The 21,606-nt window shown below is 60.4% G+C and carries 20 protein-coding genes; 7 read left to right on the top strand and 13 right to left on the bottom strand.

Features of this window, described 5'->3' with window-relative positions; translation table 11 throughout:
* Nucleotides 1-194: 194 nt before the first annotated feature.
* The 7 genes from ACYVIA_RS18615 to ACYVIA_RS18585 all read right to left on the bottom strand — a co-directional run bounded on the left by ACYVIA_RS18615 (nucleotide 195) and on the right by ACYVIA_RS18585 (nucleotide 8,168).
* A complete protein-coding gene (locus ACYVIA_RS18615; protein WP_460843469.1) occupies nucleotides 195-848 on the bottom strand; it encodes a DUF6629 family protein in 654 nt (217 codons plus the stop codon).
* 440 nt (nucleotides 849-1,288) lie between these two features.
* Nucleotides 1,289-1,666, bottom strand: a complete 378-nt coding sequence (locus ACYVIA_RS18610) for a hypothetical protein (protein ID WP_460843468.1) — start codon at nucleotides 1,664-1,666, stop codon at nucleotides 1,289-1,291.
* Nucleotides 1,667-1,726: 60 nt separating this feature from the next.
* A complete protein-coding gene (locus ACYVIA_RS18605) occupies nucleotides 1,727-4,831 on the bottom strand; it encodes an efflux RND transporter permease subunit (protein ID WP_460843466.1) in 3,105 nt (1,034 codons plus the stop codon).
* A 10-nt stretch (nucleotides 4,832-4,841) separates the two neighbouring features.
* A complete protein-coding gene (locus ACYVIA_RS18600; protein WP_460843463.1) occupies nucleotides 4,842-5,960 on the bottom strand; it encodes an efflux RND transporter periplasmic adaptor subunit in 1,119 nt (372 codons plus the stop codon).
* Nucleotides 5,961-5,962: 2 nt separating this feature from the next.
* Complete coding sequence (locus ACYVIA_RS18595) at nucleotides 5,963-6,505, bottom strand: hypothetical protein (protein WP_460843461.1); 543 nt, start codon at nucleotides 6,503-6,505, stop codon at nucleotides 5,963-5,965.
* Nucleotides 6,502-7,716, bottom strand: coding sequence for a TolC family protein (locus ACYVIA_RS18590; protein WP_460843459.1), 1,215 nt, complete (start codon nucleotides 7,714-7,716; stop codon nucleotides 6,502-6,504). Before ACYVIA_RS18590 ends, ACYVIA_RS18595 begins: the two co-directional genes overlap by 4 nt.
* 122 nt (nucleotides 7,717-7,838) lie before the next feature.
* A complete protein-coding gene (locus ACYVIA_RS18585) occupies nucleotides 7,839-8,168 on the bottom strand; it encodes a hypothetical protein (protein ID WP_460843457.1) in 330 nt (109 codons plus the stop codon).
* A 179-nt stretch (nucleotides 8,169-8,347) separates the two neighbouring features.
* Between ACYVIA_RS18585 and ACYVIA_RS18580 the strand changes: the two genes are divergently transcribed.
* Nucleotides 8,348-8,707 (top strand): hypothetical protein, encoded by a 360-nt coding sequence (locus ACYVIA_RS18580; protein ID WP_460843456.1) that lies wholly within the window; start codon nucleotides 8,348-8,350, stop codon nucleotides 8,705-8,707.
* 122 nt (nucleotides 8,708-8,829) lie between these two features.
* Here ACYVIA_RS18580 and copK read toward each other — a convergent pair whose 3' ends face one another.
* From copK to ACYVIA_RS18550, 6 genes are all read right to left on the bottom strand, one after another.
* Nucleotides 8,830-9,114 (bottom strand): periplasmic Cu(I)/Cu(II)-binding protein CopK, encoded by a 285-nt coding sequence (copK, locus tag ACYVIA_RS18575; protein ID WP_460843454.1) that lies wholly within the window; start codon nucleotides 9,112-9,114, stop codon nucleotides 8,830-8,832.
* A gap of 169 nt (nucleotides 9,115-9,283) precedes the next feature.
* Nucleotides 9,284-9,523, bottom strand: a complete 240-nt coding sequence (locus tag ACYVIA_RS18570; RefSeq protein WP_460843453.1) for a hypothetical protein — start codon at nucleotides 9,521-9,523, stop codon at nucleotides 9,284-9,286.
* A gap of 247 nt (nucleotides 9,524-9,770) precedes the next feature.
* Nucleotides 9,771-10,670: a ribose-phosphate pyrophosphokinase gene (locus tag ACYVIA_RS18565; protein ID WP_460843451.1), complete on the bottom strand. Its 900-nt coding sequence runs from the start codon at nucleotides 10,668-10,670 to the stop codon at nucleotides 9,771-9,773.
* Nucleotide 10,671: 1 nt separating this feature from the next.
* A complete protein-coding gene (locus tag ACYVIA_RS18560) occupies nucleotides 10,672-12,207 on the bottom strand; it encodes a thymidine phosphorylase family protein (RefSeq protein ID WP_460843449.1) in 1,536 nt (511 codons plus the stop codon).
* A 21-nt stretch (nucleotides 12,208-12,228) separates the two neighbouring features.
* Complete coding sequence (locus tag ACYVIA_RS18555; protein WP_460843447.1) at nucleotides 12,229-13,587, bottom strand: MBL fold metallo-hydrolase RNA specificity domain-containing protein; 1,359 nt, start codon at nucleotides 13,585-13,587, stop codon at nucleotides 12,229-12,231.
* An 88-nt stretch (nucleotides 13,588-13,675) separates the two neighbouring features.
* A complete protein-coding gene (locus ACYVIA_RS18550; protein WP_460843445.1) occupies nucleotides 13,676-15,046 on the bottom strand; it encodes an HD-GYP domain-containing protein in 1,371 nt (456 codons plus the stop codon).
* A gap of 629 nt (nucleotides 15,047-15,675) precedes the next feature.
* Between ACYVIA_RS18550 and ACYVIA_RS18545 the strand changes: the two genes are divergently transcribed.
* From ACYVIA_RS18545 to ACYVIA_RS18520, 6 genes are all read left to right on the top strand, one after another.
* Entirely contained in the window at nucleotides 15,676-16,998 is a 1,323-nt protein-coding gene (locus ACYVIA_RS18545) for a hypothetical protein (protein ID WP_460843442.1), read from the top strand.
* Between the two features lie 33 nt (nucleotides 16,999-17,031).
* A complete protein-coding gene (locus ACYVIA_RS18540) occupies nucleotides 17,032-17,301 on the top strand; it encodes a DUF2933 domain-containing protein (RefSeq protein WP_460843440.1) in 270 nt (89 codons plus the stop codon).
* A gap of 12 nt (nucleotides 17,302-17,313) precedes the next feature.
* Nucleotides 17,314-19,725: a heavy metal translocating P-type ATPase gene (locus ACYVIA_RS18535; RefSeq protein WP_460843438.1), complete on the top strand. Its 2,412-nt coding sequence runs from the start codon at nucleotides 17,314-17,316 to the stop codon at nucleotides 19,723-19,725.
* A 42-nt stretch (nucleotides 19,726-19,767) separates the two neighbouring features.
* Entirely contained in the window at nucleotides 19,768-20,445 is a 678-nt protein-coding gene (locus ACYVIA_RS18530) for an L-2-amino-thiazoline-4-carboxylic acid hydrolase (protein ID WP_460843436.1), read from the top strand.
* 178 nt (nucleotides 20,446-20,623) lie between these two features.
* On the top strand, nucleotides 20,624-21,121 hold the full coding sequence (locus ACYVIA_RS18525) for a protein-disulfide reductase DsbD N-terminal domain-containing protein (protein ID WP_460843434.1): 498 nt from the start codon (nucleotides 20,624-20,626) through the stop codon (nucleotides 21,119-21,121).
* Between the two features lie 39 nt (nucleotides 21,122-21,160).
* Nucleotides 21,161-21,577 carry a DUF411 domain-containing protein gene (locus tag ACYVIA_RS18520; RefSeq protein WP_460843432.1) on the top strand — a complete coding sequence of 139 codons (417 nt, stop codon included), beginning with the start codon at nucleotides 21,161-21,163 and terminating at the stop codon, nucleotides 21,575-21,577.
* Nucleotides 21,578-21,606: the final 29 nt, after the last annotated feature.

Genomic DNA, 21,606 nt, shown 5'->3' with positions numbered 1-21,606 from the left:
AGGCAGCATCGTAGGTCAACGCTCAAAGATTGCCGGCCTTTCGCGCAGCAATAGAAATCGAGGAAGCTGCGTAAGGAAAGATGTCGGCCCCGAACCAGCCACGCTATGCTGAATTGGGCAGGGGCCGGGAAACACCCGCTCCTCGTCGTTTGCGGCATGGCGACGGCAGCTGTACCGAAACACGCGCGTAGGCTTCACGCTCCTTGGGGCGCTCCTGCATGTTCCAGGCGGTCGGATCGAAAGTAGAGATAAATAATGAAACTCAACACCGCGGAGAAAAAGCACCAAACCGAGAACAAGGCTTCGGTATAAAACCAGTATGCGACGAAAAACAGCACCAGCGCCAAGGCACCAAACACGCGAACCAAGCTGTGGCTGGAAAAGACGGACACCACACAGGTCGCTGCCAGATAAAGCAGCATCGCCGGCACCTGATAAAAATGCGGCGACAGGTACACAATGTGCTGGTCTGCGACCGCCGTGACCGGATAGCGCACGATAAAGTACAGCAGGTAAAGGCCGATGGCGATCCCGATGCCTTGGAACGCGAAGATCACATTCCGGCGCCACGCCACGGGTTCGAGCAAAGCGACCGAAAACGGCACGAAGATCGGCCATAGCGTGTGCGAGAATACCGAAAATGCATACGTCGTTGTCGTCCGCAGAAGCGCCACATCGAAACGAAGTGACAGCCACAGTATGCCTTCGATGATTTGCTGGATACCGAACAGCAGCGGTATTGCCGCAAACGGGACCGCCGTGATAGGCACCGCGCGCCTCAAGGTGGCGACGCCGACGGCAGTTAATGAAATGCCTGCAACAAAGCTTGCTGTCGCCGAAAAACACATGCTCCCTGACTCCTTTCGACTGCCTCACTGGCCGTATCATTATGCAATGATACCGTGAGGACATTTAATCCCCGTATTTTCGCTTTTGGCGACGCGAGAGCGGCTCGATAAGCTCCATGGAAATGGCGCGCTGCCATCAGCACGCCTCGCTGTGGCAATCGTCGAAGCCGACCGAATTGCCATGAGCACCACCAATCCGGGGATGACCGGATGGTCCGTCCTACGCAGTGCTTCAAGCAGTGTGCCCAGCATACGGAGCACTGAGCGACTTGCGAGATCGGGTGCGATGAGGACGGTAGAAGTCCCGGGCATACCGGAACCCATTACGACGATGAGCCAATGCGGGCGGGACGGGCAGGAGCACGAGCGCCATCGCTTGCTGCATGCGCGTGGCAAGAGCTGGCGCAGAGCTCGATGCGCCGCTCGCTACTCCCGCAGTATTACTTGATCGCAAACCTCACGTTCACGGCTTTCTTGTCCGCAAATGTAACAGCAGCGATCGCCTTGGCGCCTTTGGCCAGGTTCGCACCGCCCTTAGTTACCAAGCTGTTCTCGCCTGCCGGCTCGAGAGGCAGTTCCACCTTATCCGTGCCGTTCAAGACCGTCAGTTTTCCTGAGGCACCCGCAGTTGCTACCGGCTTGCCGTGGTCTTCCACGTAAATGGTCGCTTTGCCATCCTTGTCGACGAGCTCGAAACTGATGTCGTTGCTGGTCGTAGAAACGATGCCGCCATGCTTCGGTGCCTCGCCATGCGCCAACGCATTGCCGGATGCCGCGATTGCCGCTGTCATTGCCACAAGTGCCATGAATTTTTTCATTGCTTTCTCCATCCATCTAGGCAGCGGCTCTATCGTGGGCGCCGCTGCATGAGCCCGTCCTTAATATGCCTCTTGCGTCTGTCCTGCCACCAGCATCTGCAGCGGTTTGCGCCCGACCAGCCAGAAAATCAGCGGGGTCAGCAACGTGTCGAGAACCGTCGAACTGACCAACCCCCCGAAAATCACGACCGCGACCGGGTGCAGGATTTCCTTGCCCGGTGCGTCGGCCGCCAGCAGCAAGGGCACCAGCGCAAACGCAGCGACGAGCGCCGTCATCAGCACGGGCGTCAGGCGTTCAAGCGAGCCGCGCACGATCATCTTGGTGCTGAAGGTTTCACCTTCGAACTTGCACAGGTTGATGTAGTGGCTGACCTTCAGGATGCCGTTACGCGTCGCGATACCGGCCAGGGTGATGAAGCCGACCATCGAAGCAACCGACAGTGACACGCCCGCGATCCACATGGCGATGACGCTGCCGATCAGCGCGAATGGAATGTTTCCCATGATAACCAGCGCCAGCGCGGCAGACCGGTACCGCGAATACAGCACCAGGAAGATCATCGCCAGCGACACCAGGGACAAGCCCGTGATCAGTTGCGTCGCCTGCTCCTGCGCCTGGAACTGGCCTTCGATGCTGACGAAATAGCTTCCCGGCAGCGACATGGACGCAACTGCCTTGCGGATGTCTGCGATGATGCGGGACATGTCCGAGCCGTCGGTGTTGGCATACACGACGATGCGGCGGCGTCCGTTTTCCCGACCGATCTGATTCGGTCCGTCGCTTTCCTCGATTGCGGCAATGGCCGACAGGGGCACCTGGCCGGCAGGACTGTCGAGCATCACGCGGGACAAATCCTGGGGCGAGCGGCTTTGGTCGGGCAAGCGCACCATCAAGTCGAACCGGCGGGGGCCGTCGACGACTTGCGTCACGCGGTCGCCCTCCGACAAGGTTTCCAGCGCCTTCAGCACCTGCCCCGGAGACAAGCCATATTGCGCCGCCTTGCGATAATCGACGCGCACCTTGATTTGCGGGATAAGCACTTGCCGTTCGACGGACAAGTCCACCAAGCCCGGTACTCCTGTCAGCTTGCCGCGCAGTCCTTCGGCCAGGCCGCGCAAGGTGTCGAGGTCATCACCGTAGATTTTCAATGCGATCTGCGCGCGCACGCCGGACAACAGGTGGTCGAGCCGGTGCGAGATGGGCTGGCCGATCGAAATGGATGCCGGGATAACCGCCAGGCGCGAGCGCAAGTCTGCCATCACTTGCTCTCGGTCGCGCTCGGAACGCTTCAGGTCCACGTCGATTTCCGACGAGTGGACGCCTTCCGCATGTTCATCCAGTTCGGCCCGGCCGGTGCGGCGGCCGACCTTTGCCACTTCCGGGACTTCCTGAATTAGCGTTTCCGCCAATGCTCCCATGCGGTTGGCTTCCGCCAGCGACGTGCCCGGCGTGAACGTCATGCCCATCACGAGCGAGCCCTCGTTGAACGGTGGCAGGAACGCGCGCGGGAAGAACGGCACTGACGCCGCGGCAGCCACGACGACCACGGCAGCGATGGCCAGAATGCCTTTGGCGCGCGGGAAAGACCACTCGAGAGCCCGTGTGTCCCACGCCTTCAGCTTGCGCACAAGCGGGCTGTCGCCATGCGACAGCTGCTTCATCTTCGGCAGAAGGAAGTAGGACAGCACGGGCGTGACGGTCATCGATACCAGCATCGACGCCAGGATGGAGACGATGTAGGCGATGCCGAGCGGCGCAAACAGCCGGCCCTCGATGCCCGGCAACGCGAACAGCGGCACGAACACCAGCACCACGATCACGGTGGCATAGACGATGCCCGACCTGACTTCGACCGAGGCGCGCCAGATGATTTCCAACACCGACGGGCCGTTTTCCTCATTGCGGCGCTGCTTGAGTCGCCGCAAGATGTTCTCCACATCTACCACGGCGTCGTCAACCAGTTCGCCAATGGCAATCGCCAGCCCGCCGAGCGTCATGACGTTGATCGACTGCCCGAGCAGATGAAAGACAACTGCGGTGACGGCCAGCGACAACGGGATGGCAATAAGCGAAATGGCGGTTGTGCGTAAGTTCAGCAGAAAGGCGAACAGCACGATGGCCACCATGATGGCGCCGTCTCGCAGCGCTTCCACGACGTTCGCGATCGACGCTTCAATGAAGTCTGCCTGCCGGAAAAGTACTTCCGGTGTGGATAGCCCGGCCGGCAACCCTTGCTTGAGTTCCGTCAGTGCGTTCTCGATCTCCCGCGTGAGTTTGACCGTGTCAGCAGCAGGTTGTTTCTGAACGCTCACGATGACCGCCGGCTTGCCGTTCATGCCGCCATCGCCCCGTTTGAATGCCGGGGCATACCGGACTGACGCGACCTGCTCCAGCAAGATGGGTGCGCCATTGCGGTAGGCGACCGCCAAGCCCTTCATGTCGTCCAGCCGGTTGGTGCGGCCGAGGTTGCGGATCAGGTATTCGCGGGAATTCAGATCGATGAAGCCGCCGCTGGTATTGGCCGCAAAGCCCTGTAGCGAGGTTTCTATCTGGTCCAGGGTCACGCCGAACTGAGCCATGCGCGCCGTGTCGGGCTCGACCCGGAGCTGTCGCACTTCGCCGCCGATAGGGATGACCTGGGATACGCCCGGAATCGACAGCAGACGCGGCCGCAGAACGAAGTCGGCGTATTCCCGTGCCTGCATCGGGCTGGCCTTCGAGACGTCGATGGGCAAGGCAATCAGCATGATTTCGCCCATGATGGACGACACCGGCCCCATGATGGGCGTAATGCCGTCCGGGAGCTGTTCCTTGACCAGAGTGAGACGCTCGGATACCAGCTGGCGGTTGCGATAGATGTCCGTGCCCCAGTCGAACTCGGCATAGACGATCGAAAGGCCGACGCCGGACACCGAGCGTACCCGAGTCACGCCGGGCATGCCGTTCAACGAGGTCTCAAGCGGAAACGACACCAGCTGTTCGACCTCCTCGGGCGCCATGCCGCCCGCCTCCGTCATGACGGTGACCACGGGCTTGTTCAGGTCCGGGAAGACGTCGACCGGGGTGCGCGTTGCCATCAGGGTGCCGTACACTACCAACAGCACTGCCATCGCCAGGACAAAGAGCCGGTTGCTCAGGCTGAAACGAACTATCCAGTTAAACATCGGTTCGCCCTTACCTGATCTGGTTGATGAGTGCCGCGCCGGAAACCACCACGCGGTTGTCGGAAGACAGCCCCTTCACCACCACTACGGTCTCCGCATCCAGGGGGCGCAGTTCTACCGGCTGGGCCACGAAACGCTCGGCCCCGGCCTTGATCCAGACGATCGGTTCATTCGATGGATTGCGCACGACCGCCGCGGCCGGCAAAGAGATGCCCTTGACCTTCTCGGTGAGCCTGGCCACGACCGTCACCGGCTGCCCGACCGCAAGCGGCGCGTTCCTGGCGCTCGCTCGGAAGTTCACGGGCAAAGCGCCGTCGCGCAGGCTGCGGCCGCCGCCCAACAGGCTGAGCTCGACGCCCGGCAGGTCTGCCAGGTTGGCACTGCCGATCCGGCCAGCGAGCGCTGGGTCGGTGGTGAGCGCCTCGACAACCATTCGCTCAGGGTCGATGATCTCGAACAGGATGTCACGCGCCTCGACGATCTGCCCGCTCAGCGCATTGGCCGTGGCGATGATGCCCGACGCCGGCGCCGTGATTGCTTCATTGCCGCCGACGCTGGCGGAGACCGCTTTTTCGCGCCCGACGAGGCTGGCCAGTTCGGCCCTAGCTGCTTCGATTTCCTTTTGTGGAACGGTGCCTTCCAGCGACTCGAGTCGCTTCACCCGTTGCTCCGCCAGACGACGATTTGTCTGTATTTCGATAAGCTGTGCCTGCTGGTTGCTGCGCTCGATGGCGCCGGCAACCGGCCGGACGTGCACCAGCACCTGCCCTTTTTCGACACGCTGACCCGCCACGGGCAGGCCCTTGGGGGTGGGTTCGATACGGCCGGCAAACGGCGCTTGCACCCGCCCTCCCGCATTCGGGTCGATGCCGACGCGGCCGTTAAGCTCCACCGTCAGCGGATACTCGTCGGCACGCGCCATGACGGTCCGTATTGCCATTCGACGCTGCGCCAGCTTGGGCACATTCACGCTGCCGTCCGGCAGGCGCGCCAGCCCCGTTGCATTCACCGTCGCGGGGGCATCCAGATGCTCCCCATTCGGGCCGTGCGCGCCAGGACTGGCAATAGCCGCCATGGAAAGCGCAGCAGAAATCAAGCCCGCGATTAAGTAAGATGTTTTGTTTGCCATGTTCATTTTCCCGTCTGCGATTTGGAGCGGCGGAGCTTGACCGCCAGCGCTGTCACTACAACTGCGGCAACCAGTGCCGCGCCTGCCCACGCCCACGGAAAGTGGCTGTGAGACTCCGGCGCAGTGTTCGCCCGCACTTCCAGCGTCCCCTCCAACAAGTCGCTTTCGTCGGCAGCCGCGAGGGTAAAGACGAGCGCGTGCTTGCCGGGTTTGGCAAGGGCATTAATAAATGCCGCGTCGCTAATGACATAGTCACCCGGTTCGGTACGGAACTTCGCCGCGGTTTTTAAGCCGTTCAGCTCGGCTTCGAGCTTGCCGTTCAGGACGGGCTCGTTGCTATCGTACCGGTCGACGAAGATCGACAGTTCCCCGGCCTGAAGCTGGCCGACAAGTTCAAAGGACTCCGTGAAGGCTGTCAGGCGCGGTTGCCCGGTGCTTTGCGTCTGGGCGGCAGGCGCACCATCCTTGGAATGGTCTTCGTCACCGTGAGCAAACGCCGCAGGCGTCAGCACCAGGAAAAGCAAAAAGATGTTCAGTAGTTTCATGGTGTTACTCCCAATGCTTGGTTGATGCGAGCGTGTGCGAGACCTACTGCCACGCGCTGCTGGCGTTCTGCGACTTCGGCTTCGTGCAATACGCTTTGCGCACGCAGCATGTCAACCAGTCCCCGCTCGCCGAGCCGGAACGCCTTTTCGATGAGCCGGGCATGCTCCCGTGCCAGTGTCGCGCGCGCCAATGCCGCCTCCAGCGCCTGTTGCGACGACGCCAGCTGCTGGTGCGCCAGCTCGATGTCGGCGCGAAGCGTCGCCTCGGTTTGTGCGATTTCAGCGGTAGCGGTCGCGATCCGCGTTTGCGCTGCAGTTTCGAGCGGACGGCTACGCGCGTCCGTACCAATCGGTATCTTGACTGCGAGGATGACGCTGGAAGCACGCTCGTCCGCGCCACCGTCCCTTTCCCGTTGTAATGTCAGGCCCACGGTGGGTGGTTCTTTGCGTGTTTTGGTAACGACGTTCAGGTTGGCCTGCGCTTGCTCCAGCGTCGTTCTTGCCGCGAGCAGGCGCGGATGCGGTTCGAGCATGGTGTGCGCAAGAGGCTCGGGTTCTGCGGCCGGAATATCGGGCAGGCCGGTGAGCGTGGTGTAGCGGGCAAGGGCTTCCTGCAGCTTCGCTTGCGCTTCTGCCACAGCCGTTTTGCTTCCAAGCGCCTCCTGCTGGGCCAGCATCCCGTCGGTTCGCGCCAGGTCGCCGGCCTTGACGCGACGCATCACCTCGTCGGCAGTGCCATCAAGATACTGCTGGCGGTTCTTCGCCTCGGAGAGCAGTTCCCGGGCCGCTGCGACCGCCCATAAACGCTCGCGCACCTCGCCCGCCAGCGCAAGCCGTGTGCTGGCGATTTGCGCCTCCAGGTCGTCAGCGCCGGCCCGGGCCTGCGTCTGGCGGGCGGACATTTGGCCCGGCAGCCAGACCGGGGCGGATAGCGACACCTCCGTTTCGCGGACGCCGTTGCGGTCAGTCCAGCGGTCGCTGCGCTGAGACAGACCGACGGACGGCGATCCGGCCACCCACGATGCCGCAGCATCACGCGCGGCCGCCACTTCGGCGCGCCGTGCTTCTAGCGTTCGCGCCTGCGGCAACCTTTGCCAGGCCGCGTCCACCGCCGCCTTCAAGCCCGGCGATAAGGCCTGGGATAGCGCTATCGGCGAGGCCAGTGCCAATGCCGCCACAATAATATGGTGAAACAAAAAATAAATACGCATGCAATCTCCATTCGTCAATCAGAAAGACTGGCCGAAGGCAGCTGCATTCCGCGACCAATGGCCACGCGAACGCTCGTAACGTTCGTCAAACCAGAAATAAATGCAGGGATGTCCTCGGCGGGTTAGCCAAGCAGAGATGGCGGGCGCTGCAGGCGCTCCGGGAATGGATCAGGCAGGTAATGTTGCGCCTCTGGAATGGCCGCACTCGACACGGTCATCGTCAATTGCGGCAGTTCCGTCGACGGCAGCGTAACGCAAGAATAAGCAGCCGCGTGTTCTGCGAAATGTTTGGCGGAATCGCCGGAATTATCGTAGTGAACCGAGCCGTGATCATCATCATGGTGGTGGCCGGCGCCGGCCAAATGGTCTATTTCGTGCGCAATGTCAAATGGACTTGCGGCCAAATACCAGCCGCCTTGCATCGCAAAGCTATGCAAGGGCAACAGCAGCATCAGGATTATGCAAAGAAGACGTCGCACGATATAAATCAATTCCACAAGACGTACAAGATTACACCAGTCAAGGCTTTCCCGCCAAGTCACAACTGCGACTGTTTCACATTCGAAAATAGTTTATTTCCGATTAGAACATTTATCTTCTTCCCTAATTTGAATAAGGTACGGACATACGCATGAAACAAGCAGAGAGCCTGCGACAAGCGCTTACCATTCAAAGCAAAGGAAATATCATGAAAACCAAACAACGACTGATCGCCGCGATGTTTTTCGCCACCGCTGCCGGTGCTTATGCAGATACAGGATTAACGCGTGCGCAAGTACGGCAAGCACAGCAGACAGACGTCGAAATCCGCCTGCAGTTGATGGAGAATCGTGAAATCGCCCAAGAAGCCGGCTGTTCTCTGGACGCAATATCCTACGATTCGCAGGCAAGCGCAGCCTGCGACCAGCTGGTGCAGAAAATCGCCGTATCGAATGGCAATGACGCCGCTGCGAAATTGACAAGCTACAAGGCAGCACGCGAGCGTCGCTGACTCAGTCAGGCTTCCTCGTTGAACCGCCTATTGCAAGCCAGCATGTAATAATGCGGTTCGGTGAGTGGCCTAAAAAATCCCGCATAAAGTGGGATTGGGCAATGGCGAATATCAGTCGCTGGTTACCGTCCCCCTCGGTACTCGCTATACAAGATTAAATCGAGACGGGCAACTTCATCACCGACCATGGCGATCTTCTGACCATCCTTGGTTTCCATGATCTGCCCTTCCTTCATGCGGACAGCCCGACCGTACTTGTCTTCCATGCCCATTTTGCCATCCTTAAACACATGTACCGTCGACCCATCCTTGAGTTCGATGGACTTCTGTACCTGACTTGCATCCACGGCGAATGCCGATACCGATACCATACCGCAAGCAGCGGCGAACAAGATTTTCTTAAGCATATTGCACTCCTATGAATTGCTATAAGGCCTTGTTATGTTATCTGGCTGAGGCTTTCACAAGCATGACCTCTACATGTCGGTTCCGTCATCTTCAAGCAGATTAATTGTTCTGCCTTCACAGCATGCTTTTTATCAGCTAATCATGCCGCGCTGGAGCAAATGAAAGGTGTTACTGTTCCACCGCCGTGACGACGGCGAATGCGGTGGAGCGGCTGATATTTAGCTGATGCAGAAAATGCTTTTCCAATCGCGTCACTTCGTTCTCGCGCCGCAAGTGAATCGTGCCTCCATGAAGTTTGACGATGGATGCGCGATCCGCATTCGGATCAACGTACCCTGCGCAGCCGGACATTGCCCCCCATCCCTGCATCGGCAGGTCGCGCATCTGGCACTGGCGTGACTTATGCATTTAATTACACGCATGCCTGTCGTCAAAGGGCCATCGCTGGGTCAGCACGTGGTTTGAGCGCGAATTGGACGATATCTTTCTGCGCATCCGGAGCATAAGACAGACGAACGTTTCTAGGAAGGAAACATCCGTTGTTTTTGACCATGGCCCATTGTTGTGGCAGGCATGCCCCGATCAGAGTAGGCCAAGGCGCTCCAAGTGGCATGCTACAGCTTGGACACGTCGATTGCCGCAGCGAGTGACGCGCTCAATGCACCCCGTGCACCAACAATTCGTGGGCTGCGGACGCGATCGGGCGACACAGGTCAATCCGGTTGGTCGCATGCACAATCGTGTTACAACTAACTACCTGTGCAACGCCGGCAGTCTGCAGTGCGTGGAGGGCATCCCCCGCAAAAACCGGATGCACCGCAATACAGACTGGGGACACCCAGCCTGCCGCGTGGATGTGTTCGGTCGCTGCAATCATGGTGCGCGCGCTCGAGACGATATCGTCGACCAGCACAGGAGTGCATCCATGCCATTGCGAAACGTCCGGCACGGAAACCTCGACCTCCCGGTCGCCATACCGCGTTTTCTGCAGGATCGTATACGGGCAGCCGGCCCCTCTCGCGACTTCCGCCGCCCATTGCTCGCTTTCCGAGTCTGGGCCGATAACCACCGGCCGCGTGACATTACGGGCAATCCATTGCGAGATTTCCGGCGCGGCGTGAACGACCCGGGTCGGGATCTGGTAAATGGCGCCCAGACCATGGTGCCTGTGCAGGTGTGGATCCACCGTGACGAGCCAGTCGGCGACGCCGCCCACCAGCCGCGCGAAGTGCGCCGATGTGATGCCCTCGCCCTCCTTGAAGCGTGCATCCTGCCGCATATAGGCCAGATAGGGCAGAATCAGCCCGACGCGGCGCGCACCGAGTTCGCGCGCGATGCTGGCGGCAAAATACAAGGCAATCGCCTTGTCGTCGGGCCGATCAAGCGTGCAGATGAATACGACATCACGCCCCTTTACTGGGGTCAAAAAACGCAGATAGGTTTCGCCGTCGGGAAACCGGCGCGCCTCCATCGCGCCCACCTCCCATGCGAGCAGTTTGCCCAGTCGTGCGGCAAGGATCTCGTTGCCCGGCATTGCAAACAATATTGGTGCCATCTCATTCCTCCTGTATCGCTACCACGTCTTCTTGTGTCTCCGCATAGGCGCGCGCATATGCGAGTTCCCCTGGCGACTCTGCATGAATCGTCAATAACGGATCGCCGGCTTCGACACGGTCGCCGACGGCGTGATGCAACACGAGTCCCGCAGCGAGCGCCTTGGGCGCTCCGGCAAGCTTGGCGATGCGTGCCAGGCGGCGGTTATCGATTGCATGGATGCGTCCGCGATGGAGCGCAGTGACGACATGCGTGTGCAACGCCGCTGGCGGTTCACGCAGACCGCCCTGCGCATTGCAGATCGCCTCGAATTTTCTCCACGCCAGCCCGCTGTCGAGCGCCTGTCGCGCTATCGCCATGCCCTCGCCGGGCCGTGCGCGCGCACCCAGTTCCAGCACTTCGCCCGCCAAGAGCAACGCCCTTTCGCGCAAGTCATTCGGTGCGCCCGCCTTGTTCTGCAGGACGGCAAGCACGTCGAGGGCCTCGAGCGCGGGCCCGACGCCCCGTCCGATCGGTTGCGAGCCGTCAGTAAGTAGCGTGCGGACGACAAGCCCCAGCGCTTCGCCGACGCTCTCCAGCATGGTGCCGAGTGTTTGTGCCGCCGCGGCGGAACGGACCTTGGCGGTCGGACCTACCGGTATGTCGATCAACACGTGGGTGGAGCCGGCGGCAATCTTTTTCGACAACACGGACGCCACCAGTTGACCGTCGCTGTCCAAGTCGAGCGGCCGCTCGACGCGAATCAGGATGTCGTCGGCCGGGCTGAGACTCACCGCGCCGCCCCAGATCACGCAGCCGCCTTCGCTCTCGACGACACGCCGCATCTGCGTCACGTCCAGCGCGACCGGCGCCAGGGTTTCCATCGTGTCGGCGGTGCCGGCTGGTGAAGTGATGGCACGCGACGATGTCTTGGGGATGGTCAGGCCGCATGCTGCGACGATCGGCACCACCAGCAGCGTGGTGCGGTTACCCGGCAAGCCGCCGACGCAATGTTTGTCGACCACCGGATGCTGTCCCCAGCGCAGGCGCCCGCCGGCCTCCGTCATGGCGCGTGTGAGCGAGATGACCTCCTGCGCGTCGAGTCGCTGCCCCGCGCAGGCGGTGATAAACGACGCCATCTCGAGGTCGGAATAGTTGCCCCCCACAATATCCTGCACGATGGCACCGGCACTGTCTGCCGTGAGGCGGCCACCGTAGATCTTGGAGCGGACAAAGGAAAACGACTGTAGCGGCTTGGGATGGTATACATCGACCACCGCGCCATCGAAAGCATCGAGGGCGCGCCATGCCGCCTCCGACAACGCCGCCTCGCCGGGGGCCACAATCGATGATGACACGACATTGAGCGTCGCGATGACCCGCCTGTTACCGAGAAATATCTCGACTCGGGACCGCGCCTCGAATCCTTCCGAGCGGCAGATGTGGCAGTCGCGCCGCATGTAGATCACCGGCTCCTGATAGGTATCGATGCCCAACCGACGTATGCGCAGGCTGTTGGCCCCAACGGCATGCCTGTCCTGCTCCGGTGTTACATTCATAGCGCCACTCCTCTCCATGCTTTACAGATCCACAGTCTCAAGATATTCCGGTACCGCGCAGTTCCAGCGCAATTCGCTTTGGATACGCTGGCGCAGCGCATCGGCCGCATCCGGTTCTCCGTGCGTGACGAAGGTTTTCTTGGGCGGTTCGGAAAAGTGCGACATCCAGCCGAGGATTTCATCCCCGTCCGCATGTGCGGACAAGTTGCCGATCTGGACCACCTTCGCGCGCACCGGCACGACCTCGCCGTGAATCTTCACAGCGTCGGCCCCGGCGACCATCGCCGCGCCGCGCGTGCCGCCTGCCTGATGGCCAGCAAACAGAATCGTATTGCGCGGGTCCGGCGCAAAGGCCTTGATATGGTGCAGTACACGCCCTCCGGTCGCCATGCCGCTTGCGGCGATCACCACCATTGCCATGCGTTGGCGGTCGATCTGCTTGGATTCTTCGACCGAGTTGACGATACGGGCGGTATGGCACATCGCGTCGCACTGCGCCGGCGTCAGGCGATGCTCGGTGCGATGCTTATGGTAGATCGCCGTCGTGTCACGCGCCATCGGGCTATCCAGATACACCGGCATCAGCGGCGAGATAGCACCAGACTCCTTGAGCAGGTGCAGGTAATACAACAGTGACTGCGCGCGACCGACGGCAAAGGAAGGAATCACGACCGTGCCACCGCGGCTGGCAGTGTCGCGTATGGTCCGCGCCAACAGGTGCATTGGGTCGGTCCGATCATGCCGCCGGTTCCCGTAGGTCGACTCTACGACCAGATAATCTGCATGTTCGAGCGGTGCTGGCGGCACCATGATCAGGTCATCGGCGCGCCCGAGATCACCGGAAAAAACGGTCGTCGTCCGCCCGTCGCACAACGACACCGTCGCAGCGCCGAGAATATGCCCGGCGGGCGCCAATTCGGCGGTTAGCTCCGCACCAAGTTGCAAGCGCTTGCCGAACTTGAGCGGCGAGAAGTGGCGCAGTGACTGTACCGCGTCCTGTTCCGTATATAAAGGCAGGGCAGGCGCGTGCTTCGAATACCTATGGCGATTCGCGTACGCGGCATCTTCCTCCTGCAGGCGGCCGCTATCGGGCAGCAGTAGCTTGCACAGGTCGTAGGTGGCTTCGCTGCAGTAGATCTTTCCCCTGAATCCGGTGCGCACCAGCAGCGGCAGATAGCCGCTATGGTCAAGGTGGGCATGCGTCAAAACGACTGCATCGATTTCTTGCGGCTCGACCGGCAGCGGCTGCCAATTGCGCAGCCTGAGCTGCTTGTACCCTTGAAACAGCCCGCAGTCGATCAGTATCTTGGCACTTGACGACGTGACCAGGTACTTCGAGCCGGTGACCGTTCCTGTGGCCCCGAGAAATTGAATTCGCATGCCCCTTCCCCTTTTATATCAATCCTGCAATGGATCATGACTGCATTTCGCGGTGAACAAACCCTGTTCCGCAGCAGTGGCAAAGCACCTACCCGCACCCAGCAGTCATGGACGTTGGCCGACCCGGCGCAGTGTTGTCCTCACCGTGTCTTCGTTCAGTATCGTGACAGGTTCTTCCAGACCAACCTTCGGCCGCCATGGACGCGTTGCGGTCAAAGAAATGTTTCCTAACCATCTGGCGCATCAGTTCGATGGCCTGCTGTTCGTCGGCATGGATCACGTTCGCCTCTATTTCATCGACAATGCGCTCGAACAGCTCAAGCAATGCCGGATCGAAGTGCACGCCTTTACCCGCGCGCAGGATTGCCAGCGATGCTTCCAATGTGCAGGGTTCCTTGTACGGGCGCTTCGCGCGCAACGCGTCGAACACGTCTGCAATGCAGAAGATCCTGGCGTTCAAGGGAATGTCCTCGCCGGCCAGCTTGTTCGGGTATCCTGATCCGTCCCATTTTTCATGATGGGCTTCGACCACGTCGATTGCACCGAGAAAGCCGGCGCTGCCCACGATGTAGCGCCCCATCTCGACATGCGTTTGCATGATCGTCCGTTCATGCTCGTCCAGCGGCCCGGGTTTCAGCAGGATCGCGTCCGGCACGCCGATCTTGCCGATGTCATGCAGGAACGCGCCGGCGATCAAATTGCGCAACTGCTCCGAACGCAGCCCCGCTTCTTCCCCCAGGCGCGCGGCGATCCAGGTCACACGGTAATTATGCAGGCCGGTGTCGGAATCCCGCTTGGCGATCGCTCGCCCGAACGTTTCCAGCGTGTCGAGATGAGCTTCGAGCAGGGAGCAGGCCCAGCGGTAGTTTCTTTGCGCCAGGCGGATCAGGAGCGGTGACAGCACGAACGCGCAAAGCAGTACGGAGAGCGCGCCGATCAATGCCGACTCGATTGCGGCGCGCCGGTAGCGGAATCGCTCGTCGGCGGTAACCAGGCGGATACCTTCCAAGTGACCGACTGGCGTACCGCTGGCCGCGTACAGCGGTGTAAAGACACGCACGGTTTGCTGTCCCAGCACGACCGGATTGTCGCCCGCGCCGGCCGAAGTCGGCGCCTTGTGTTCCAGCGTGGCAAGCGCGGCAGCCAGTGTCTCGAAGCCCGGCTGCACCGCTTCGGAAACCTTTGCACCGTTAGACGAATAAGCCTGCGCCACCGCGAATCGCCCTCCGACCATGTCACGGAGCACCTTGTCGAGGCGTGCATCGCGCATTGCCGGCGGCATCGCGCCCAGCTCGGCCGGCACCACACGCTGTGCTTCGTTCGCCAGTGCAGCGATATCGTATTCGGCCGTCTGCGCGCGCGTGTGCCAATATCCGAGTGCGGCCGCCGCGGCTCCGATGAGCAACGATGCGGGCACGATCCGTACAAGCGCCTCAATCAATAAGCCTTGAAGTTTCATCCGGCGCCTCCGCGTATCCCAGCTCAACCACATTATCGACCTGCGCCAGGTCCGTCACCTGCTCCTGCAGGGAGGAGATAGCGGGCTGCAGCCCCACTCTGTTGAATTTTCCATAGGCACCGGACAAGTGCCGGCCCCCTTTCCCGTTCGTCCTTGGTTGGCACACTGTTCAAATAAACGAACCAGGCCGCATCGATCTCGTTGATCAGCCGCTCCACCTCGGCCATTTTCCTGTGCACGAATTCGGGCTCCGCATGCATCGATTTAAGGCAGGTCCATCAATGAGCGATACTCTCCGTCTGGCATTCAAACCACGCTAGGCGGCCAACGGGACTGCTTATCACGTTGCAGTTAACAGTGTAGAGCATACCGAGCGTCAATATCCTTACCGTTCGATTACAGATTTGTTACCTCTGTCACGGCGCAAGCGGTATAGACCCCGCCGTGCAGAGACGGGCGAAAACAAGGGCTATCGCTACTGACGCCGGTCGATTTCATGCTGCAATCGGGAAGTGGTAAAGTTGTGGGGAAAGTGAAATTACGTCAGTCACGTGCCGAAATAAGATGCGTACACCGACGCCTCCGTTCAATGAAACGGGAGCCCCATTCAGAAGAGACAGAGAGAGTCCATGTCCGATATTTCCACGCCAGCTGCATACGGTTTGACGTCATCCCAGATCGAGCGCTACAAAGCCGACCCCGAATCGGTCTACAACACCTGGTTCGTCGGCGGTGAAGAACGCATGAAGGCATTCGGCGCGATTCGGCGTGGCGTGCGCGACACGGTGGACGCGATTGCCGAAGGAACGTTTGGCAATGACTACCGCGGCTCGCCGCTGGAAACCGTCCTCATGGCGATTACAGAGCAAAAGCAGGTGTTCGAGGGTGCTGCGCATCCGTTCTACTGGAAGCCCAAACTGCGCATCCCGGATATTTACGAGAACGAGCCGAACAAGCAAAAATTCGGCGCATTCCTGCATGCCTGCCTGAATGCAACACGCGAAGAACAGATCCTGGATGAAATCAGCCGCCTTGCCGCTGCCAACATCAAGGGACTCGGCCCGGCAGTCGCCAGCATCGTGTACTTTCTGCATCCGACGCTGATCCCGCCTTTCAATACCGCCATCCTCAACGGTTTCAACGCGCTGTTCGGCACGAAACTCAAGCTCGGTTCCTGGCCCAGCTATCTGTCGATGCGCGAAGCGATCGTGCAAGCCAATAGCAATTACCGCAACGCGCTATCGAAGGATCTGGGCGCATTCGCCGGGCTGCTGTTCGAAATCGGCAGCGGGCGGCTGATCACCCCAGACAACGCCAACGCAGCGTTAAAAGTGCTGCAGGCAAATGCCGAAAAGCTCGCGCAGCGCCGCCACCAGCAGGTGATCGCGCAGCAGCGCGAGGATTCCGAGCACACGCAGGTCCAGCACATGCTAATCCGTATCGGCCGCGCGCTGAACTACAAGGTCTATGTGGCGCGCAACGATCGCCATCGCTCCTGCCATGGCGAAGCGTTCGCGCTGCTTACCACGGACAAGTTACCGGATTTCGGTGCCTCTTCTGAAGTTACGGGCACGGTCGGGCTGATTGATGTGATTTGGCTCAGCGCCGACGCGACGCAGATCGTCTGTGCGTTCGAGATTGAAAAGAGCACGTCAATATATTCCGGCATCCTGCGCATGAAGGACTTGGCGCGGTCGCTGCCGCATCAGGACTGCCATTTCTATCTGGTCGCCCCAGACAAGCGCAGGCAGGAAGTCATGGCGCAAATGAGCCGCCCGGCCTTACGCGATGCCGACGCAAGTTTCCGGCTCGGCTACATTCCATTCGATATCCTGAAGGAACATTGCGATGCGCTGTGCAAGTTTGGCGATGACCTTGGTATCTTGAAAAAGATTGCGGATTTCGGCGTGACGCCGGCTGATCCTGTCGGCACGTCGGTAAGCGTATCGTAGCCGTTCAACGATTGACTGTTTAAGGAGAGTGTCATGCCCCATCAAGATTTGCACACCACACAACCGGGTGAACAGAAGGAAACGCCGTTCTGGAGATCGACGACCGGCGTAGTCGCCATCATGCTGGTGGCGATAGCAGCGTTTTACCTGCTGCGTGAGCACTGGGCCCACGTGCTCGGCAGCTGGCCCTATCTCCTGTTGCTGCTCTGCCCGCTGATGCATGTATTCGGACATGGCGGGCACGGCGACCATGGCGGCCACAGTCACGGCAACAGAACGTCATCCGAAAGAAAAGACAACTAAAAAGGCCTTCCTATGCATTCGCACTCGCATGAGCATCCTCATCCGTCTTCACACGACCACACCGAAGCGGGAACCGCCACCGATCCGGTATGCGGCATGACCGTTGTCCCCAGCCCGGAGAAGGCGATCGCGGAAGGCGGCCAGACCTATTACTTTTGCAGTAGCAAATGCATGGACAAGTTCCGCGCCAATCCGCGCGTTTACTTGCATAAGGAGCGTGAACCGTCGCCCACTCCAATGCATGCCCACGCGCATGGCGGCGGCGCTCATGCGCATGGCACCATGCCGGCGGCGGCCAAGGCGGCCCGGACCGATGTCATGTACACCTGCCCGATGCACCCGCAAGTGCAGCAGCTTGGCCCCGGCAACTGCCCGATCTGCGGTATGGCCCTCGAACCGATGGATGCCACGGTGACCGAAGACACCAGCGAACTGAAGGACATGACGCGCCGGTTCTGGATCAGTCTAGCGCTGACGCTTCCCTTGCTGCTCATTACGATGAGCGAGTTCATTCCCGGCCTGAATCTGCACCACCGTATCGGCATTGCCACCTTTAACTGGATCCAGGCGATTCTAGCCACACCGGTCGTCGTATGGGGCGGATGGCCATTCTTCGTGCGCGGATGGGCGTCATTCAAGACGTGGAATCTGAACATGTTCAGCCTGATCGGGCTCGGAACAGCCGCCGCCCAGCTGTTCAGCATGTTCGCGCTGCTGTTCCCGGCGACGCTGCCGGACGCGTTCAAGATGGGTGGCATGGTGCCGTTGTATTTTGAAGCGGCGGCCGTCATCGTGACATTGGTATTGCTGGGCCAGGTGCTGGAACTGCGCGCGCGCTCGCGCACCAACAGCGCGATCAAGTCGCTGCTCGAACTGGCGCCCAACACCGCGTTTCGCATCAGAGCCGATGGGGCCGAGGAAGAGGTGCACCTCGACCTGGTGCAGGTCAGCGATACGCTGCGGGTCAAACCGGGCGGCAAGGTGCCGGTGGACGGCGAGCTGATCGACGGCCGCTCCAATATCGACGAGTCGATGATCACCGGTGAACCGATCCCGGTGGAAAAGCGCGCCGGCAGCAAGGTCACGGCGGGAACGGTGAACCAGACCGGCACTTTCCTGATGCGGGCAGACAAGATTGGCGCCGACACCCTGCTGTCGCGTATCGTCCAGATGGTTAACGAGGCCGGCCGCTCACGCGCACCGATCCAAAAACTGGCGGATCAGGTTTCAGGTTGGTTCGTTCCAGCGGTGATGGTCATTGCGCTGCTGTCGTTCGTGGCATGGGCGCTGTTCGGACCGGCGCCGGCGCTGGCGAACGGGCTGGTCGCTGCAGTGTCGGTGCTGATCATCGCGTGCCCATGTGCGTTGGGCCTGGCGACGCCGATCTCGATCATGGTCGGCGTCGGCCGCGGCGCTACCGAAGGCGTGCTGATCAAGGATGCAGAAGCACTCGAACTGATGGAAAAGGTCGATACGCTGATGGTCGACAAGACCGGCACCCTTACCGAAGGCAAGCCGAAGGTGCAGCAGGTGGTCGAGGCAAGCGGTTTCACCAGGACCGACGTGCTGGTCGCCGCCGCTAGCCTGGATACGCTGAGCGAGCATCCGCTTGCGGTTGCGATCGTCAACTATGCGAAGGAAGTCAATGTCCCGGCGCAGCCGGTAGCGCAGTTCGAATCCGTCACCGGCAAGGGCGTGCGCGGCCGTATCGGCGACCAGCTGGTATCCCTCGGGAATGTGCGTCTGATGGAGTCGGAGGGCATCGACGTTGCGCCGATTGACGCGCAAGTGCAAGAGCTGCGCGCATTGGCCCAGACCGTCATGTATGTCGGCATCGGCGGCAAGCTGGCCGGCATCATCAGCGTTGCCGACCCCATCAAGTCGACCACGCGGGAAGCGATCGATCACCTGCACGCTGCCGGACTGCGCATCGTCGTGCTGACTGGCGATAACGCCACCACGGCAGCTGCGGTGGCAAGACAACTGGGCCTGGACGACTTCAAGGCGGACGTGCTGCCGGAAGACAAGCTCAATTACCTGAAGGCCGAGCAGCAGAAGGGGCGCATCGTCGCGATGGCCGGCGATGGCGTCAATGATGCACCGGCGCTGGCACAGGCGAATGTGGGCATTGCGATGGGCACCGGCACTGACGTAGCGATGAACAGTGCGCGTGTGGTGCTGGTCAAGGGCGACCTGCGCGGTATCGCCAAGGCACGGCTGCTGAGTCAGCACACGATGAAGAATATCCGGCAGAACCTGTTCTTCGCCTTCATCTACAACTTCCTCGGCGTGCCGATTGCCGCAGGCGTGCTGTACCCGTGGCTGGGCGTGTTGCTAAGCCCGATGATCGCCAGTGCCGCGATGGCATTGAGTTCGGTGTCGGTGATCGGCAATGCCTTACGACTGCGTAAAAAGTCACTATAGGCGGGGGCCGGCCAAGACGCAGCACAGACAAAGGAAACTCGCATGAATACGGCTATACGATACCGTTCCCTGAATCCCCGCGTGGAGCGAAGGCGACGCCTCAAGGTGCTGATCCGGGTGGTGCCGGCGCTGCTGAACCACCTGTTGAAGCCGGTGCTTGGCTGGCGGCGTGTGCCATTCGTGCTGTCGATGCTGCTGCACACGCCGCGGTACCGGAAGGCGTTCGCGCGCCCGGATGACGACGTGGGGCTGTGCGAGGTCAAGCGGACCTTCCTACTGGTAGGCGTGTTGTATAACCGGCTGCGCGAGCGTGTGGGAGAAGAAGTCGCGTTCCGCGTCACGCACGCGTTCGTTTACAAACTTGGCAATGCGGTGCAGCGGCAAGCGTATCTGCCGCTGCCCGGCATTTCCCGTCCCTGGGAATGGTTTCATCAAGAGCACGAGGCGCAGATTGCGGAAGGTTTCATCCGCAATAATGAAAACGACGGCATTGTCCATTCGGACAATCAGGTTTCGTTGCATATCACCCGCTGCCGCTTCTTTGAAGCGTTCCGCGACATGGGACACGCAGGCCTGGCTGAGGCATTCTGTCGTTCGGATGAGACGGTATTCAACGAGATTTCACCGGAAATGCGCTTTCATCGCGGAACCGAACTGCCCGATACGATTGCGCGTGGCGCAAGGCGTTGCACGTTTATTTATGATCGGGTGAAGGACTGAGTTGCGCGCACCGGGCTATTGGCTTTTCCGTGGGAGGCATAAAATCGTTTCTTGAAGTGGCTGCATAGCTGATCCTGCCCTACACGTTGACATGTCAACGCTCTTTGTCCTGCATGCAGGCGGTACGTATATTGCTTGCCTTCAATATGCCGCCTGAAAACCCGTCAAAGTTCTCAAAATGAAGAAACGAGTTGCCATTGCCGTGCTCGCCATGCTGGCGGGTGCACACGTCCCATGGGCATTTGCTCAGCAATCGGTCGCGCCCGGCGCGAAAAAAGGACTGGCCGGGCTTTTCTCCAACGCCAGCGAAGAGGAATTGATCGAGCCAGACCAGGCGTTTCAGCTAAAGGTTGCGGCCAAGGGGCCGAACACCGTGGTTGTGGAACTCCTACCCGCCAAGGGGTATTACCTCTACAAGGAAAAGATCCGTTTCGCGCTCAAGAACGCCAGCGGCATATCCATCAGCGCGGTGAAGCTGCCGACCGGCGAAATGAAGAACGACCAGATTTTCGGCAAGACGGAAGTCTACAAGAAGACCGTGCCGGCCGAGATTGCATTGAACCGTGCGCCCAAGTCGAACAGCATCACGCTGGCCGCTTCCTACCAGGGGTGTCATGAAAAACTGGGGGTCTGCTATCCGCCGATCGAGAAGACGGTGACCCTCGCATTGCCGTAATCGAAAACGATTTATTACTACGATTTGAAGGAGTGTGAAATGAAGAAGTGGATTGTTACCGCCCTGCTCGCCGCGACCTATGGCGCCGCATTCGGCGCCGGTGAAGCGCTCACGGTCTACAAGGACAAGAACTGCGGCTGCTGCGAAGACTGGGTCGACCACCTGCGCGAGTCCGGCTTCAAGGTCAAGGCGATCAATTCGGACGACATGGCCGCGGTCAAGAAAAAGTTCAGCGTTCCCGAGGCGATGGGCTCCTGCCATACCGCCGTGGTCGACAAGACAGGCCAGGTGATCGAAGGTCATGTGCCGGCCGCCGCGATCAACAAGCTGCTCATGCGGCGCGACGTAAAAGGCGTTGCTGCACCGGGTATGCCGACGAATTCGCCGGGCATGGGCAAACTGGACGGCAACCTGATCACCTACGACTTTGCAGGCAGGTCGTTTTCGCGGAACTGACTCATGTCGGCGAGCCTGGCCGGGCTGAC

The organism is Noviherbaspirillum agri, assembly GCF_054780595.1.
Note: the sequence above shows the minus strand (reverse complement) of the source record. Positions and strands in the feature narration are given on the sequence as shown.